11 protein-coding genes are annotated in these 14,855 nt (G+C 43.1%); 6 read left to right on the top strand and 5 right to left on the bottom strand.

The annotated features are described in order from the left end of the window. Position 1 precedes the first annotated feature (1 nt). The 3 genes from SOO65_RS18915 to SOO65_RS18905 all read right to left on the bottom strand — a co-directional run bounded on the left by SOO65_RS18915 (position 2) and on the right by SOO65_RS18905 (position 4,232). Complete coding sequence (locus SOO65_RS18915; RefSeq protein ID WP_321394192.1) at positions 2-385, bottom strand: Rid family detoxifying hydrolase; 384 nt, start codon at positions 383-385, stop codon at positions 2-4. Positions 386-395: 10 nt separating this feature from the next. Further along, the gene (locus tag SOO65_RS18910; protein WP_321394189.1) at positions 396-2,726 is read right to left on the bottom strand and encodes an NADP-dependent malic enzyme; all 2,331 of its coding nucleotides are present in this window, start codon (positions 2,724-2,726) and stop codon (positions 396-398) included. A gap of 102 nt (positions 2,727-2,828) precedes the next feature. Continuing rightward, positions 2,829-4,232 carry a sodium:solute symporter family protein gene (locus SOO65_RS18905; RefSeq protein ID WP_321394186.1) on the bottom strand — a complete coding sequence of 468 codons (1,404 nt, stop codon included), beginning with the start codon at positions 4,230-4,232 and terminating at the stop codon, positions 2,829-2,831. Between the two features lie 34 nt (positions 4,233-4,266). Here SOO65_RS18905 and SOO65_RS18900 point away from each other — a divergent pair, with 34 nt between their 5' ends. Then, complete coding sequence (locus tag SOO65_RS18900) at positions 4,267-4,998, top strand: hypothetical protein (RefSeq protein WP_321394182.1); 732 nt, start codon at positions 4,267-4,269, stop codon at positions 4,996-4,998. After that, complete coding sequence (locus SOO65_RS18895) at positions 4,995-6,827, top strand: ABC-F family ATP-binding cassette domain-containing protein (RefSeq protein WP_321394179.1); 1,833 nt, start codon at positions 4,995-4,997, stop codon at positions 6,825-6,827. The genes SOO65_RS18900 and SOO65_RS18895 overlap by 4 nt, the downstream gene beginning before the upstream one ends. Here SOO65_RS18895 and SOO65_RS18890 read toward each other — a convergent pair. Continuing rightward, positions 6,824-7,957 (bottom strand): hypothetical protein, encoded by a 1,134-nt coding sequence (locus tag SOO65_RS18890; RefSeq protein WP_321394176.1) that lies wholly within the window; start codon positions 7,955-7,957, stop codon positions 6,824-6,826. The two genes, SOO65_RS18895 and SOO65_RS18890, sit on opposite strands and share 4 nt — an antisense overlap. 85 nt (positions 7,958-8,042) lie before the next feature. Beyond that, on the bottom strand, positions 8,043-8,867 hold the full coding sequence (locus SOO65_RS18885; RefSeq protein ID WP_321394167.1) for an alpha-ketoglutarate-dependent dioxygenase AlkB: 825 nt from the start codon (positions 8,865-8,867) through the stop codon (positions 8,043-8,045). A 102-nt stretch (positions 8,868-8,969) separates the two neighbouring features. Here SOO65_RS18885 and SOO65_RS18880 point away from each other — a divergent pair, with 102 nt between their 5' ends. The 4 genes from SOO65_RS18880 (at position 8,970) to SOO65_RS18865 (ending at position 14,824) form a co-directional block, all read left to right on the top strand. Then, positions 8,970-10,103 carry a GNAT family N-acetyltransferase gene (locus SOO65_RS18880; protein ID WP_321394162.1) on the top strand — a complete coding sequence of 378 codons (1,134 nt, stop codon included), beginning with the start codon at positions 8,970-8,972 and terminating at the stop codon, positions 10,101-10,103. Continuing rightward, positions 10,100-11,200 (top strand): LuxE/PaaK family acyltransferase, encoded by a 1,101-nt coding sequence (locus SOO65_RS18875; protein ID WP_321394159.1) that lies wholly within the window; start codon positions 10,100-10,102, stop codon positions 11,198-11,200. The genes SOO65_RS18880 and SOO65_RS18875 overlap by 4 nt, the downstream gene beginning before the upstream one ends. Continuing rightward, positions 11,200-13,611, top strand: a complete 2,412-nt coding sequence (locus tag SOO65_RS18870) for an acyl-CoA reductase (protein WP_321394156.1) — start codon at positions 11,200-11,202, stop codon at positions 13,609-13,611. Before SOO65_RS18875 ends, SOO65_RS18870 begins: the two co-directional genes overlap by 1 nt. Positions 13,612-13,687: 76 nt before the next feature. Beyond that, positions 13,688-14,824, top strand: a complete 1,137-nt coding sequence (locus tag SOO65_RS18865) for a hypothetical protein (protein WP_321394153.1) — start codon at positions 13,688-13,690, stop codon at positions 14,822-14,824. The last annotated feature ends 31 nt before the right edge of the window (positions 14,825-14,855 follow it).

Genomic DNA, 14,855 nt, shown 5'->3' with positions numbered 1-14,855 from the left:
ATTACTTAGCAGCAATAACCTCAATTTCAACCACTGCGCCTTTAGGCAGAGCTGAAACTTGAACAGTTGAACGAGCAGGGTATGGAGCTGCGAAGAATTTCACGTAAGCTTCATTCACTTTCCCGAACTGCGCCAGGTCAGTCATGAAAATTGTTGTTTTGATGATGTTTGCACGAGTCAGGTCTTGAGACTGAAGAAGACCGTCGATGTTCTTCATAACTGTTTCAAGTTGAGCATCGAAACCATTCGCCATCTCGCCAGTTTTTGCATCTAGACCAATTTGGCCCGAGAAGTAATAAACGCCGTTATGGAAAACGCCTTGAGAGTAAGTACCTACTGCCGCAGGTGCCTTATCTGTATTGATGATAGTTTTTTGGAATGACATATGTTTCTCCTTAAGAATGTTTTAGTGCTCTGTGGGCCTTGATCTCTTGCGAGATTAGGGCAGTCAGGTGACTCATGTTCACAATCTCATCAACTGTTGAGGTACGCTGAACGATGTTGATTGCGTATTTCAATGGAAGAAGGATTGGACCGATTGAAGTCGCTCCACCAAGTTGTGCTAGAAGCTTGTAGCTGATGTTCGCTGAACCAAGGTCAGGGAAAATCAGAACGTCTGCGGCCTTATCAAGTGAGCAGAACTCGAAAAGGTTTTTCATGATGTCAGCATTAACAGCAACGTCTGCTTGCATTTCACCATCAGCAATAAGAGTTGGGTCTTTTGCTTTTGCGATTTTTACGGCTTCGGCCATCTTCGCAGCTTGTGGATCACGGTTTGATCCAAAGTTCGAGTATGAAAGGAACGCTACACGTGGTTCTGCTTGCATTACATTACGGTACATTTGAGCTGCTGATAGAGCGATGTCCGCTAGATCGTGAGCATCTGGGTTCATCTGAACAGTACAGTCAGCAAGGAACACTACACGTTGCTTGAATACAAGCATCATGATGCCCGCTACTTTCGCGCGACCTGGAGAATTTGTACCAATGACTTTCATGATTGGGCGAATACATTCAGGATAGTTCTGAGTCGCACCTGTAATCATACCGTCAGCGTTTCCAGTTTTAACCATCATTGAACCGAAGTAGTTACCACGCTTCATTGTGTCTTTAGCAAAAGAGTATGAAACACCTTTGCGCTGACGTTGAGTGAAGTAATCTTTTACGAATGTTTCGTAATTAGCATTGTCTTCAGGATAGATGATTTCAAGATCTTTAAGATTAGAAACCCCAAGCTCATCCATCTTACGGTGAATGATTTTCTTGTTACCAAGAAGGATCGGCTGAATCAGACCTTCGTCACGAAGAATTGAAACTGCTTTAAGAATACGTGCGTTTGTTCCTTCAGGGAAAACGATACGAGGCTTTTCAGCTTTACCGGCACCTGGAAGACGAGAACGGATGTTTCTCATGATTGAGCCAACCTGACCCAAACGCTCTTGAAGAGATTTTGCATAAGCATTAAAGTCTTCAATTGGCATGCGGGCCACACCTGAATCCATGGCTGCTTTTGCAACTGCAGGAGCGACCCAAGTAAGAACGCGTTTATCGAAAGGTTTTGGAATGAGGTAGTTACGTCCGAAAGAGAAATTCTCATTTCCATAGGCGCGTTTAACGTCTTCAGGAACTTCTTCTTTCGCAAGTTTTGCAAGCGCCATTGCTGCCGCTTTCTTCATTTCTTCATTGATCTTGCGTGCACGCACATCAAGTGCACCACGGAACAAGAATGGGAAACAAAGAACGTTATTCACTTGGTTAGCATAGTCAGAACGACCAGTCGCCATGATAGCGTCCGAACGAACTTGTGCTACTTCTTCAGGAGTAATTTCAGGATCAGGGTTTGCCATTGCGAAGATGATAGGATCTTTCGCCATTGCTTTAACCATATCTTTCGATACAAGACCTTTTGCTGAACAACCGATGAAAGCATCAGCATTCACCATGGCGTCTGCAAGAGTACGGCATTTAGTTTCATTCGCGAAAGCGTCTTTGTACTTGTTCATACCTTCAGTACGACCCTTGTAGATCACACCTTTAGAATCTGCCATAAGAACGTTTTCACGTTTTACACCAAGTTCAAGAAGGAAATTAGCAGTAGCAATCGCAGCTGCACCAGCACCTGAAACAACTACTTTAACTTTTGAAATATCACGGTTTGTGATTTCACAAGCGTTAAGGAAAGCTGCTCCACCAATGATGGCAGTACCGTGTTGGTCATCGTGGAAAATAGGAATATCCATGATCTCTTGAAGCTGAGTTTCAACTTCAAAACACTCAGGAGCTTTAATGTCTTCTAGATTGATACCACCGAATGTTGGTTCAAGAGACTTAACTGTACGAACGATTTCTTCTACAGAGCGGTTGTTGATTTCGATATCAAAAACATCAATGTCAGCAAAACGCTTGAAGAGTACACCTTTACCTTCCATTACTGGTTTACCAGCTAATGGACCAATATCACCAAGGCCCAAAACTGCAGTTCCGTTTGAAAGAACAGCAACCAGGTTTCCTTTTGCAGTGTATTTATAAACATCATCAGGATTTTTTGCGATCTCAAGACATGGGGCCGCAACTCCTGGCGAATATGCAAGTGAGAGATCTCTCGCAGTCATTGTTGGTTTTGTTGGAGTGATTTCAACTTTACCAGCGCGTCCGTGGGCGTGATAGTCGAGGGCCAGACGATACTTCTCTTCGGCCGACGTCGTTTCATTTGTAGGTGTAGTCACACGTCATCCTTTTGTTGGCGAAACTGTCGAAAAAATATGCACCGACGATAACAGCTTTTGTGCGAAATGACACTCTAGAATGCGCAGAGACAAGAGAGTCGATCAGGCTTTTTTACGAAGGAGGGACGGAATTAGGGGCAGAGTTGTACAAAGAAGTCCGATGTAGAACTCGTCGATTGTGGATAACTCAAAAACTTTGTTAATAACTTTCCATGACACAATGCCAATACAACCAAATGATACGGCCCAACAAAAACTTTTCTCCGAAATGACTCCCGGTTTCCATTGTCCAACCAAGAGTGGAAAAAGAAGACAGGCGGCCGAAAATCCACCTAAGGTGCGCCAAACTTCCACAACATTTCCTTCAAATTGAAGACCGATCAAAACTGATGCAAGGCTCACTGATATAAGGGCAATATGGTGATGCCAAACTTTGAAGCGATCTTTGATTTTGAAAAAATCATAACTGACAGAAGTGGCAGCATTGAAGATGTAAGAATCAAGAGTAGAGAGAATGATGGCGAGAATTCCAGCGAGGATAAACCCTCTCACCCCATGAGGAACTAGTTGAATCGCAAATTGCAAATAAGCGTTGTTAGGATCAACATTGGGAAGTGCCACTCGAGCGTAGAGAGCACCTAAAGTGGTACAACAATCAAAGAAGAACCAAATAATTGTTGAGATAATGATTCCGCGTTTCGCGGTTTTTTCACTGTCAGCTGCGAGAACTCGTTGATAAAAATTCGGATCAACCAGGGTTGATAGAGCAATGAATCCCCAGACTAAAATCGTGCTGGTTTTTTCACCGCCGGTCCAATCCAGGTGAGTGGCGGGAAGTTGACTCATGAGTGTAAACGGGGAGCCCATTTGTGCCCAAGCAAATATCACCACTAAAAACACTGCTACAATCATCACTACGAATTGAACGATATCTGAGTAGACTACCGCTCGGAATCCGCCCCACAGTGACCATAGAGTCACAAGTAAAACACCCAAAAATGTATTGATGAAAAGGGAACCACCAAAGACAGCCTGAAGAAAAAGGCCAAGGCTGATGGTGTAGGCGAGTGGTAAGAGATTCAGGAAATTCAGAGTAGCAGTGAGTTTTTCTGCTTTCGGTCCGAAGACCTTACCCGCCATCTCTGGGATGGTCATGACGTTGTAGTTGCGAATCTTTTTGACTAGAAAAAAAGCAAAGATGAGGTAACTTCCGTACCAGAAAATCCCTTGAGTCAGAAGATTGTAGATCCCTTTTTCGTAAGAGAGTGCGGTTACTCCGAAAATCCCACCGTACCAAGTGGCCACAAGAGTTGCCACAAAAATTGGCAGAGTTAGTCTTCTACCCATAAGGAGAAGTTCCACCGTACTCATTTGTTCAGACTCTGAAAGCTTCTGTTTCTTACTCTGTCCCCATACCACACATGCGAAAGTTGCCGCTAAAACGGCAAAGAAGATAATCCAGTCCAAAGGGTTCAGGAATTGCAATAAGGCATGATGGGAAATCATAGCTAGATTATATGTTTTGATTTATCCTTTTGCTATGAAATATCTGGTTGTCTTAGTCATCGTAGTGGTCCTGGTCCGCATTGATGTGGTCTTGCGCCTTTTCGATAAAGCATCAGAAAAAATCAACTCATCTCAACCTGAAACTCAAACAAGTGAACCAACCGCAGTTCATGAAGTCGTGTCGATGTCTCAGGACAAAACGTTAAAGCAAACATCACGTCAGGTCTTCCTGGCCTTATTGGACGATTTTCACAATAATCCGACGAAAGACATTCGTGAAACGGCGATGACTCATTTCAAGAGTCACCCCACAATGTTCAACCTGACTCTGGATAAAGAACTTGAGATGGTGGTTTTTCGCTGGAGAGATCTATTAAATAATAATGAACCAGAAATGGTGAACTTTCTTCTGGATCTTTTAAATGTTCTCCAAGGTGAAAACCAGGAAATGATTAAGCGGTTTTTCTCTTTATGGATGGAAATTGATATGCAAAATTTCCTGACGGCTTATTCAAAAACTAAAGACACTAACTGTATGGTGGCAACGACTTTCGGAGACAGTATTCCGGAAGAAGAAAAGCTCAATGAGTACATTGATCGTGAAGCGGCCATCGCAAAGATTTTAACCAACGATAAACTAGATCCGACTGTCCGGGCCCTGGCCACTAACTGCCAGTTGATATTGAATGTACAGATCTCAAAGATGGCCCCGCCACCTCCGCCTCCAGGTGAAGAAGATCAAGCTGCAAGTACTGAGGAACCATGATTCAAGTTGTAAATTTAAGTAAGGGATTCGGAACACAGGTGTTGTTTCAGGACGTCACTTTCACTCTGGGTAAAGGCGAACGTGTCGGACTTGTTGGAAGGAATGGAACCGGGAAATCGACTCTGTTTAAAATTCTTCTGGGTGAAGAGTCTTATGATAGTGGTGAATATATCATTCCTAAAAACTACCAAATTGGGACTTTAAAGCAGCATCTTCATTTCACTCATTCAACAATTTTGGATGAATGTAAAACTGCACTTCGTGGAGAGAACGCAGAGTTTGAACAATATAAAGTTGAAAAAATGCTTCTGGGTTTAGGATTTAAAATGTCCGATTTTACCAGAGCACCTTCTGACTTCTCTGGTGGTTATCAAATTCGTTTAAATCTTGCGAAGGTCCTTCTTTCTGAGCCTGATTGTTTGCTTCTCGATGAGCCAACCAACTACCTCGATATCGTCTCGATGCGCTGGTTAACGAAGTTTCTTCGTGAGTTTAAGGGCGAGATGATTTTGATTACCCATGATCGGGGATTCATGGATGATGTTACGACACACACCATGGGGATTTGGCGGCAAAAACTTTTCAAGATCAAAGGTGACTCGACCAAGTACTTTGAACAGATCGTGGCCGAAGAAGAAATGTATGAAAAAACCCGAGTCAATGCGGAGAAAAAGCGCAAAGACCTGGAAGAGTTCGTTGCCCGCTTTAAAGCGAAAGCAAGTAAGGCCACTCAGGCGCAATCTCGTATGAAGCTCTTAGAAAAGATGCCGACGATGGATGCCTTGGCGATGCAAGCGACTCTGGATTTTGAATTTAACTTTCAAGAATGTCCTGGCAAAGTTTTGATTGATGCTAAGGAACTGAGCTTTGGATATACCGACCAGAACCTTATCTCAAATCTTAATCTTCTCATTCAGAGGAATGACAAAATTGCCATCATTGGTAAAAACGGAAAAGGGAAGTCGACTCTTTTGAATCTTCTCGCCCGTGAATTAGAACCGAAAACTGGTTCAATTAATTCAAACGTAAATCTTCTGATGGGTCACTTTGGCCAAACCAATATCAATCGCCTGAATCTTGAGAATACTATTGAAGAAGAAATTCTCGCGGTAAATCCCATGATGGGTCTTCAGCGCGCTCGCAGCATTGCGGGTGTCATGATGTTTAGTGGAGATCTGGCCAAGAAAAAAATCAAGGTTCTTTCCGGGGGAGAGCGAGCAAGAGTTCTTCTGGGTAAACTTTTAGTTAAACCTACCAATCTTTTACTTCTGGATGAGCCCACCAACCACCTGGACCAAGAATCAGTGGAAGCACTCACACTCGAATTACAAAACTACCCGGGTGCCGTGATTATTGTTACCCACTCAGAGAGTATGCTCCGGGACGTGGCGACCAAACTCGTGGTTTTCCACCACGATAAAGTGGAATTCCTGTCTGAGACTTATGACGATTTCTTGAAGAAAATTGGTTGGGAAGAAGAGGAGGCCGCTCCAGTTCCTCAAAAGACCGCTGATAAACCAAATCGTCAGGAAGTAAAACGTCTTCGTTCAGAAATGATCATCGAGCGCGGTCGTGAACTTAATCCGATGAAAAAGAAGATGGAGAGTCTTGAGAAAGAGATCATGAAGCTCGAGGATGAACAGAAGCAACTTGAGGGCATACTTATCGATCCATCGAATGATTCCAAAAAAATGCAGGAGTCATCTCAGAGATTGGGTCAGGTGAATAAAAAAATTGATTCATCTTTTGAAGAGCTGACTGAAATCACCATGAAGCATGATGAGATTTTTCAGAGCTACGAACTCAAACTGAAAGATTTAGAAGTCTAAAGATCAAACGGATTCACATCATTCACGGCAAAGTATAACCAAGCAGTCCCCGCCACAGATGAGGCAGTAGTGAAGTCAGGGTTGGGAGTGAAAGTGGCGTATGCAATACCGCCATCTTCTTTCTTCATTTTATGAACCGAATACATGAACTGATTGGCCGATTGATTATTACAAGTAGAGCCGACCTTTTTCATGGCCAACACTTGCCCAAGCGTTCCTTCTGACCACACAAATTGAGAAGAGGCGGGTCTGCGAGTGGGTTTACTATCCATAAAGCCTTTCACGTTTTCATGTTCAACATAGAAAGATTCACAGTTTAGATCCATGGCAAGCTTTGGGTTAATTTCCCGGAGGGAATCACGATCCAAAGCAAGTAAACTCCAGCTTTGATTATCCAGATACAATTCATCTTTGTTAATGGCACCAGTTTTTACATTGGCCCCAGACCAAAAGTGAGAGCGAGAAGAATCCCACATACTCAAGATGAAAAGATTAAGACTTTTAATTTCTTTGTTCCATTTCTCAGTTTTATTCAACTGAGCAAAGTGTTTAAAGGCCGCATATGCATCCAGATTATGTTCAAGGGCCACGGTCTCAGCTTCATTCCAGCGAGTCGCCTTAATATCAGTCGGCGCAAAGCGGACTGCTTTGACCTCTTCGCCATTAACTTTCAAATCTGCCATTTGTGATTGAAGATAAGAGAGAATGCGATAATTGAACGGCGAAAATTCTTTTGAGTGAAAAGCATGCTGATAGTGCGAGGCCGCCAGTGCCACCCAGGCAATCGCTCCGGCGAAACGCTTATCACCTTCGATTGGATAAGGAGAAACTCCATCCATGTAATAAGAAAAGTAAAGCGAGCCGTCCTTCATCTGAAGGGACTCTAGTCCGAGCAGGAGTGACCTCGCCTTATCTTTTTCTTTTGCCTTAGCGAATGCAATGACCGCCAACGCTTGATCGTAAATGTAACTTTGAGTGTGATGAGTGAAACTCTTAATAAGTGTGCCGTTCTTCGAAGGAAGCTTCTCCATTCGTGCACTCAAATTTTTTAAGAGCTCCTGGTTGGTAGTAGTGTCCGCGAAACTGCAGGCACACCACACCCCCACGAGTACAGGTAGTACTCTAAACATGAGGTAAATCCTCTCCTAGCTTGTTTAGAGTCTTTTCGTCAGGTAATCAGGTAACTTGAGTGCTTTTATCTGATTAAGTGTGTTTTTAAGGGGTTATAAGCTTTTTAAAGTAGGTAGAGTTCTGGGCCAGGGTCTCCAAATAGGGACGGATGTCCTGAAGCTTAGGGGCCGGCATATCTTTCAATTGATAGATGTGTTCCTCAGGAACGTATCTGAAAGTGAAGTTAATCCTGCGAGTTTGGAAGTTTTCAATTTTAGGGCCGAGGGTTTCCTTACGTTTATCTTCAACTCTCTGAACGCGATGGAAAGTTTTCATCTTCCATTTATCGCCACCAAAAATTTGAAGCGAAGAATCTTCAAGCCACTGTGAGAACACAATATTGTCTTCACCCAGAGTCGATTTCCCATTCACAAATTGAAAGAAAGCGCGATCTCCCAGAGACAGTGATCCTACCGGTCCTGGCTCAAAATCTTTGTGTTCGCCAACGCGAGCGCGATCGACCCATTTGCCGTCTTCAAATTTATTCCCGTAGAAATTAATGAGACATGTATTGAGTTTCCATTTCTCAGGGAAGTAACTTTTCGGGAAACGCTTCTTGGCGATGAATTCAATTCGATCCACAAGTTTTTGAAGTAGTGGGGGATAAGTTTCTGCGCGAACACAGCGATGAAGGATTCCCTTAGGTGGATGATAATAATCTAAACAAGCAAACTGCCAGTTTCCCAGCCAGTAAACGGGTCTCAAAAGCGGTCGCTGCTCATCACCTTCCGGAGGTGGGTTGTGTTCTGAAAATCGCATTTCCCATAGTGGATGAAGGGTCTCAAGCCAGGCCAGAATCTGGGCCCGCTCTTTCCGGTCCACGAAAGGAAATTGATAATAAAGCCCCATTGGGGTGGTGACATTCTTCATAAGGATGGAAAGTAAGGTACTTATATTGCTTTTCGGAGTCAAACACCTTGTAAAAAGGTAGCGGTCGCTTGAGGAAAATTCTAGTGATGGTACTCTCTGGCCATGAACCTACAACTGGCCACCGAAGAAGACATCTTTCAGATATCTCAGCTTTACTTTGATGTATATCAAGGAACGTATCCTGATCCTTTGATGAAGGACTTCGGCCTTATCCGTCAGTTCATTCAATCCGAGGCGGGATTCTGGTTCGTGACCAAGGACAATGGTAAAATCATTGCTTCAGTTCTCACTGCGTACGATAAAGAAAATTTGATCGCCAAGGCCTTTGGAGCAGTGGTGAGAAATGAATATCGCCAACGTGGCATCATGGAAGAGCTTCTTGCATACGGAATTAAATATCTCCGTGAGAAAACCGGTGGCGTGGATGTGATCTATTCGACCACTCGAACTGTAAACGAAGCGGCCCAAACTTTGACTGAGAAATTGGGCTTTAAAAAGTTAGGGATTTTTCCTAATGCTCATCGAACGAATGATTATGAGACTCATTGTCTGGCGGCAATTGTTTATCCTGAGGCCTTGGAGAAGAGAAACAAAAGCTACATGATCCATCATGAAGTCGCTTCTCTTTATGATATTGTTCAAAATGAAGTGGGGATGGGTGCTCTGGAAACCATCATCCCAGATAAGCCCTCTAAAGTTTTGGTTGAGCCAGGTGACTTGGAAGTGGTGAAATCTCCAAAGTTTGTGAACTACCGTTATCAGCATCTGAAGAACGAAAAACAATTAGAGTTTGAGTTCTTCCCGTTTCATCAACCAAATCTTGTGATCCTGACTCCCGATCAATCGGTAGAGTTGTTCTGCCATCTTTCAAGTGTCGACGGCTATTGCGTGATTGTTGGCGGTAAGATGCCTGGAAACCTTAACTTCACGGATCTCTTCCTTCGTTCCAATAAACTTTTGAGAGACGCCGGTGCTCGTTATATTGAAGTCATTGCAAGAGCAGATCGTCCAAAGATTTTAGAGAGTATTTTAAGAGCGAAGTTCATTCCGTGTGGCCTTTTCCCTGCCTTTCAGAAGGTGGGAGATCGTCGTCATGACTTCGTGGTTTTTAGTCGCTCGTTTGAGATCTTTGATTTCCAAAACGTGCGCTTAAAGGGCCTTAATCAAGTTTATTTGGAAGAGTATTTCAATGCCTGGAAGCGGATGTCGTTAAATCCAAAATTATTAAACCTATGACCCCAACTGAGAAACTTCTTAATTCAAACCCATTTGAATTTTCTGGGGCTTCTCGGGCACTCTTCCTTGAGAGTTTTAAGGAAAATGCCCTTCATCACTATAACAATCATACGTTCACGAAAAGGCTTTGGGACAAGTTAGGCTTTCATCCGTCTAGCATTAAAACGGAAGAAGACCTTACTAAAGTTCCGGGCACGATGGTGCACTTATATAAAGAACATGAGCTAAGAACTGCTAAAAAAGAAGATCTCGTTTTAACTCTGACGAGTTCTGGTACCGGTGGACAAAAGTCTCAGCAATTTCTTGATCAACAAAGCCTTAATAATGTGAAAAAGCTCGCTCTTACCATTCATCAGTCCTTAGGGATGGCGAGTGATAAAGAATATAACTACCTTTGCTTCACCTATGATCCTAAGGTCGCAAATGACCTGGGAACTGCTTTTACGGATGAGCTCTTAACGAACTTCACCGGCAAAAAAGAAGTTTATTACGCCATTCAGTGGCAAGAAGATAAGCAGGATTTCGCCCTTAATGAAGAAGGTGTGATTGAGGCCTTGAAGCGTTTTGCCGCCTCAGGCACTTCGACTCGTATCTTGGGCTTTCCTGCCTTGCTATTCGAGATGATTGAAAAACATGATATCAAGCTCGACCTTGGAGCAGACTCTTGGTTACAAACCGGGGGAGGTTGGAAGGGTAAAGCAGATAAGGAAATTCCCAAGAAGGAGTTTAGAAAGTTCATTGAAGAGCGTTTAGGAATTCCGCAAAAGAATCAACGAGATCTTTTCGGAATGGTTGAGCACGGTATACCTTATGTTGATTGCGAGCTGGGAAATCTTCATATTCCGAATTATGCCCGAGTGTTTGTTCGTTCGCCTCACGATTTGAGTTTAAGACCCAAAGGTGAAAGAGGTCTTTTACATTTTCTGTGCTCTTATAATTTTAGTTATCCAGCTCCAAGCCTTCTTACCACTGATTATGGTCGAGTAGGTGAATGTGCTTGTGGAATAAAAGGTGATGTCTTGATTCTTGAAGGACGCGCCGGTGTATCAAAACACAAGGGCTGTGCACTAAAGGCCCTCGAACTGTTGGAGAAGTAATGTTTTGGTTTGGCGAAAATTTATCAGATAAGAAGGAATGGCAAGACTCTGCCAAATGGTCTTCTCTGTCTCAAAAACGCCGTGCTCTTCATGCGACTTCAATTGATTCCATCATTGAACTCCTGGATTCTTTTTCTAAAGAATGGACGACTCTATCACAAGAGGCCCTACCTCGTCTGATCCTTGAATCAGGTTTCTCACTTGAAGAAACAGAAAAAACTCTTTCACTTCTTCCTGGGCTTTTGTCGCGGGAGAGTTTAGAAAAAAGAATCAAAGCAGAGTTTGTTCGTCCTGCGGTCCTCGATCGATTTACGAAACTCCCTTATGGCAGCGGGAAAGTTCGTGCGATTGCTAATGGGGTTGTCCTCCATGTGACTGCCGGAAATGTATTCTTAAGTTCAATCGATTCACTCATCATGGGGTTCCTCACTAAGAATCTCTCCATCGTGAAAGTGAGTAGTCAGAATCAATTTTTCCCTCTGTTTTTTGCTGAAAAGCTTAAGGCATTTGATAAAAATAAAATTCTCTCGGATAAATTCGCTGTCCTTCATTGGAAGGGCGGAGATTCTGAAACCGAAACTTTCATTAAGTCCAAAGTAAATACCATCATCGCCTGGGGCGGTGAGGAAATGATCGCGAGTTACCAGAAAGATCTTCCAAAGCAGGTGAAACTTTTGGACTTTGGGCCGAAGATTTCTTTTCAACTTATTTCTAAATCCGGGCTTCTAGGCAAGAACCTTGAAGTAGTGGCAGAGAAGATCGTGGCCGATATTCTTCCTTGGGACCAGTCAGCTTGCGCATCTCCGCAAAACCTTTATTTAGAAGAAGGCGTTGATGAGGCCAAACTTCTAAGCGCCTTAGAGCGGGCCTTCTTGAAAGCTCCTTCTCGCGGAACGATCTCGGATGATGAGGCCACTGAAATTTTAAAAGAAAAATATCGCGGTCTTTATTCTGAACTGATGGAAGCAGGAAAAGTTTCTTCAGGTCCTGAACACCTTATTCATTTAGAGCAAAATAAATTATTGAAGCCTTCGCCTCTTCACCGTTCACTCATCGTGAAGCGTTTTAAAGACCTGGAAGAGCTTTATTCACTTCTAGAACCGTTTTCATACTATCTTCAGTCTTGCTCTTATCTATTAGGCACCGATGAAAAGTCTCAATACCTGGAGACTCTTTCACTTACAGGAATCAAACGGTTCGCTCCTCTTGGAACAGTCACATTCGGAATGGATGGTGCTCCTCATGATGGTCGTTTCGTACTTCGCGAACTGGTGAATTTCATTGGCGATGAAATCCGTGCTCAGAATTATGGCGAAGAAATTTTAGAAGTCGAAAACTCTACGACTCTGAAATCACATTTTGAAAAATCAGAACGTCCCCGTGGGTATGTGTTCTCTTCTGGCGGAACGACTGGTGAACCAAAATTTGTTCATTTTAGTTACGAAGAGTTTGATTATATGAGTGATATGCTGGCCTCAAACCTCATTCGTCAGGGCGTTCGTCCGGGAATGACGGTGGCCAATTTATTTGTGGCCGGAAATCTCTGGTCATCATTCATGTGTGTTGAGCGAGCTCTTGAAAAAATTGGCGCGGTTCAACTACCTATTGGCGGCATGTGCACTACTGATAACATTCTTCTTTACCTTAAAAAATTTAGGCCCGATGTCGTGATGGGAATTCCATCGATGTTGGTCATGAATGCTGAATATATGGAAGAGAAAGGGGAGAAGATCGAAGTTCCTATGATCTTCTATGCTGGTGAGGCCCTTTCAGAAATTAGAAAAGATTATCTCACTCGGACCTGGAACACGAAATTTTTTGGTTCTGCTGGTTATGCTTCAGTGGATGCTGGGGTTATTGGATATCAGTGTTCCCATTCTGGTCATGGTGAGCATCACTTGTTTAGTGATTTGGTGGAACTCAACATCGTAGAAGAAGAAGCTATCGTAACTTCTTATGCTCGCAATACCATGCCGATAAAGAACTACCGCACCGGCGATAAGATTGAATGGATCGAAGGCACTTGTGAATGTGGAAGTCTAGATAAGCGCTTTAAGCTTTTGGGTCGCGTGGACAACGTGATCCAGATTTGGTCATGCCGATTACTTACGACAGACGTTGAGGCGGTAATGAGTGACCGAGGGGTTCTCACTTTTCAGATTAAAATTACCGAAAGTCGCGAGGCCAATGTCGTAAGAGAGAAACTTTCGATTACCTATGAGAAAGGCCAAACAGAATTTGATCAGGAGACCTTGATTCAGGATCTTTATCAGCGCTCTCGGGATGTAAAAGATACAATCTCGCTAATGGAATTTAAGAAAGACATCCTACTTACCTCAGTGCAATCAGGTGCAATTCCTCGTAACCCCAGAACTGGCAAAATCAGCCAGGTTTTAGATCAACGTCGCTAGATAGTTTTTACATCTTAGGAACACTAAAAGGTTGCGCCGTGTTATAAGCGCTCCACTTAGAACCTAGGAGAATAAAATGAAGTTACTTGCAGCTCTCACACTTGCCGTTTCTATGGCACCTGCATTCGCAAATGTTGAATTTGGTGGGGTCACATTCCACTCATCTGTTGAACAAAAACAGATCGATATTCTGAAAAACGACCTTCGTTATGTGTATCAAAATCCAGTTTTAAAAGTTGATAACGACTTCCTGGCCGCGACTAAGATGCAAGCGGTAGATGGAAAGAACATGCATAACTGGCTCCTTAATCGTGTTCGCTATATCGTGGGTCAGAGCTATGAGCTTAAAGAAGAAAATATCGAGATTAGCATCAGACGCGCTCTGTTCTTCAAATTTCCTGAAACTCCAATGCCTGAAGGTTTCGAATTACTTTCTCGTGTGAACGATGAAGGCGAAGATGATGGTGGTGTTAAAACTGTCATGACAAATATTGGTGGAGCTCTTTATCTAGTTGGTAAGAAAGCAAAGGTTCCATTCGGTCTGAAACTGGATAATGAAACAGTTTACGTGACTTCTGCAAGAACAGGAGTTCTTCAGGTTGGTGAGGGTCTTTTCTTAAAAAGATTCATGATCAACAAAGATAATGAAAAGGCCTCTTCAAATTCAATCTCTCGTCTTGGAACTCTATTCCATGAAGCTCGTCACAGTGATGGTAATGGTAAATCGACAGGTTTCTTGCACAAGGTTTGTCCTGATGGTCACCCATACGGTGGATATGCCGCCTGTGAGATCGTAGGTAATGGTTCATATACAATTGGTGGACTTGCTGAACGTCAGCTTCTTCAAAACTGTACAGACTGTTCTCAAACTGAATTATCTGGTCTTGCAGTAAAGGTTCTTGATTCATTTGACCGCGTGATTGATCTCGCTGCTGCTCAGAAGAGAGCGGTAATGCTTGCTCAAGTTGAGCAATACAAGAGTCTTATTCAGACTTACGAGAACATCATCACAATCCTTCCAGAGAGACGTGCTGATTACCAACGTGAGATCAATGCACTCAAAGAAATGGTTGCTCAACTTGAAAAAGAGATCGCAAATCTTTCATACAGCCCTTCTAAGAAGCCGGCCGATTTCGATGCCACTCCGGAAGGAAAATTCTCTGAGATGACTGTTAAGCAATCATCGAAGTTGATGGAAAAATCTCTTAAATAAAATTTCCCTAAGATTATCTCTAGCAATGATC

Source organism: Peredibacter starrii (assembly GCF_034259205.1).
Taxonomy (GTDB): Bacteria; Bdellovibrionota; Bacteriovoracia; order Bacteriovoracales; family Bacteriovoracaceae; genus Peredibacter; species Peredibacter starrii.
The sequence above is the reverse complement of the archived record's forward strand: the minus strand, read 5'-3'. Positions and strand labels throughout refer to the sequence as shown.

Excerpts from the sequence above, each read along its gene's own strand:
- SOO65_RS18915 (WP_321394192.1), bottom strand. The coding sequence starts at position 385 with ATGTCATTCCAAAAAACTATCATCAATACAGATAAGGCACCTGCGGCA.
- SOO65_RS18905 (WP_321394186.1), bottom strand. The coding sequence starts at position 4,232 with ATGATTTCCCATCATGCCTTATTGCAATTCCTGAACCCTTTGGACTGG.
- SOO65_RS18900 (WP_321394182.1), top strand. The coding sequence starts at position 4,267 with ATGAAATATCTGGTTGTCTTAGTCATCGTAGTGGTCCTGGTCCGCATT.
- SOO65_RS18895 (WP_321394179.1), top strand. The coding sequence starts at position 4,995 with ATGATTCAAGTTGTAAATTTAAGTAAGGGATTCGGAACACAGGTGTTG.
- SOO65_RS18890 (WP_321394176.1), bottom strand. The coding sequence starts at position 7,957 with ATGTTTAGAGTACTACCTGTACTCGTGGGGGTGTGGTGTGCCTGCAGT.
- SOO65_RS18885 (WP_321394167.1), bottom strand. The coding sequence starts at position 8,867 with ATGAAGAATGTCACCACCCCAATGGGGCTTTATTATCAATTTCCTTTC.
- SOO65_RS18880 (WP_321394162.1), top strand. The coding sequence starts at position 8,970 with ATGAACCTACAACTGGCCACCGAAGAAGACATCTTTCAGATATCTCAG.
- SOO65_RS18875 (WP_321394159.1), top strand. The coding sequence starts at position 10,100 with ATGACCCCAACTGAGAAACTTCTTAATTCAAACCCATTTGAATTTTCT.
- SOO65_RS18870 (WP_321394156.1), top strand. The coding sequence starts at position 11,200 with ATGTTTTGGTTTGGCGAAAATTTATCAGATAAGAAGGAATGGCAAGAC.
- SOO65_RS18865 (WP_321394153.1), top strand. The coding sequence starts at position 13,688 with ATGAAGTTACTTGCAGCTCTCACACTTGCCGTTTCTATGGCACCTGCA.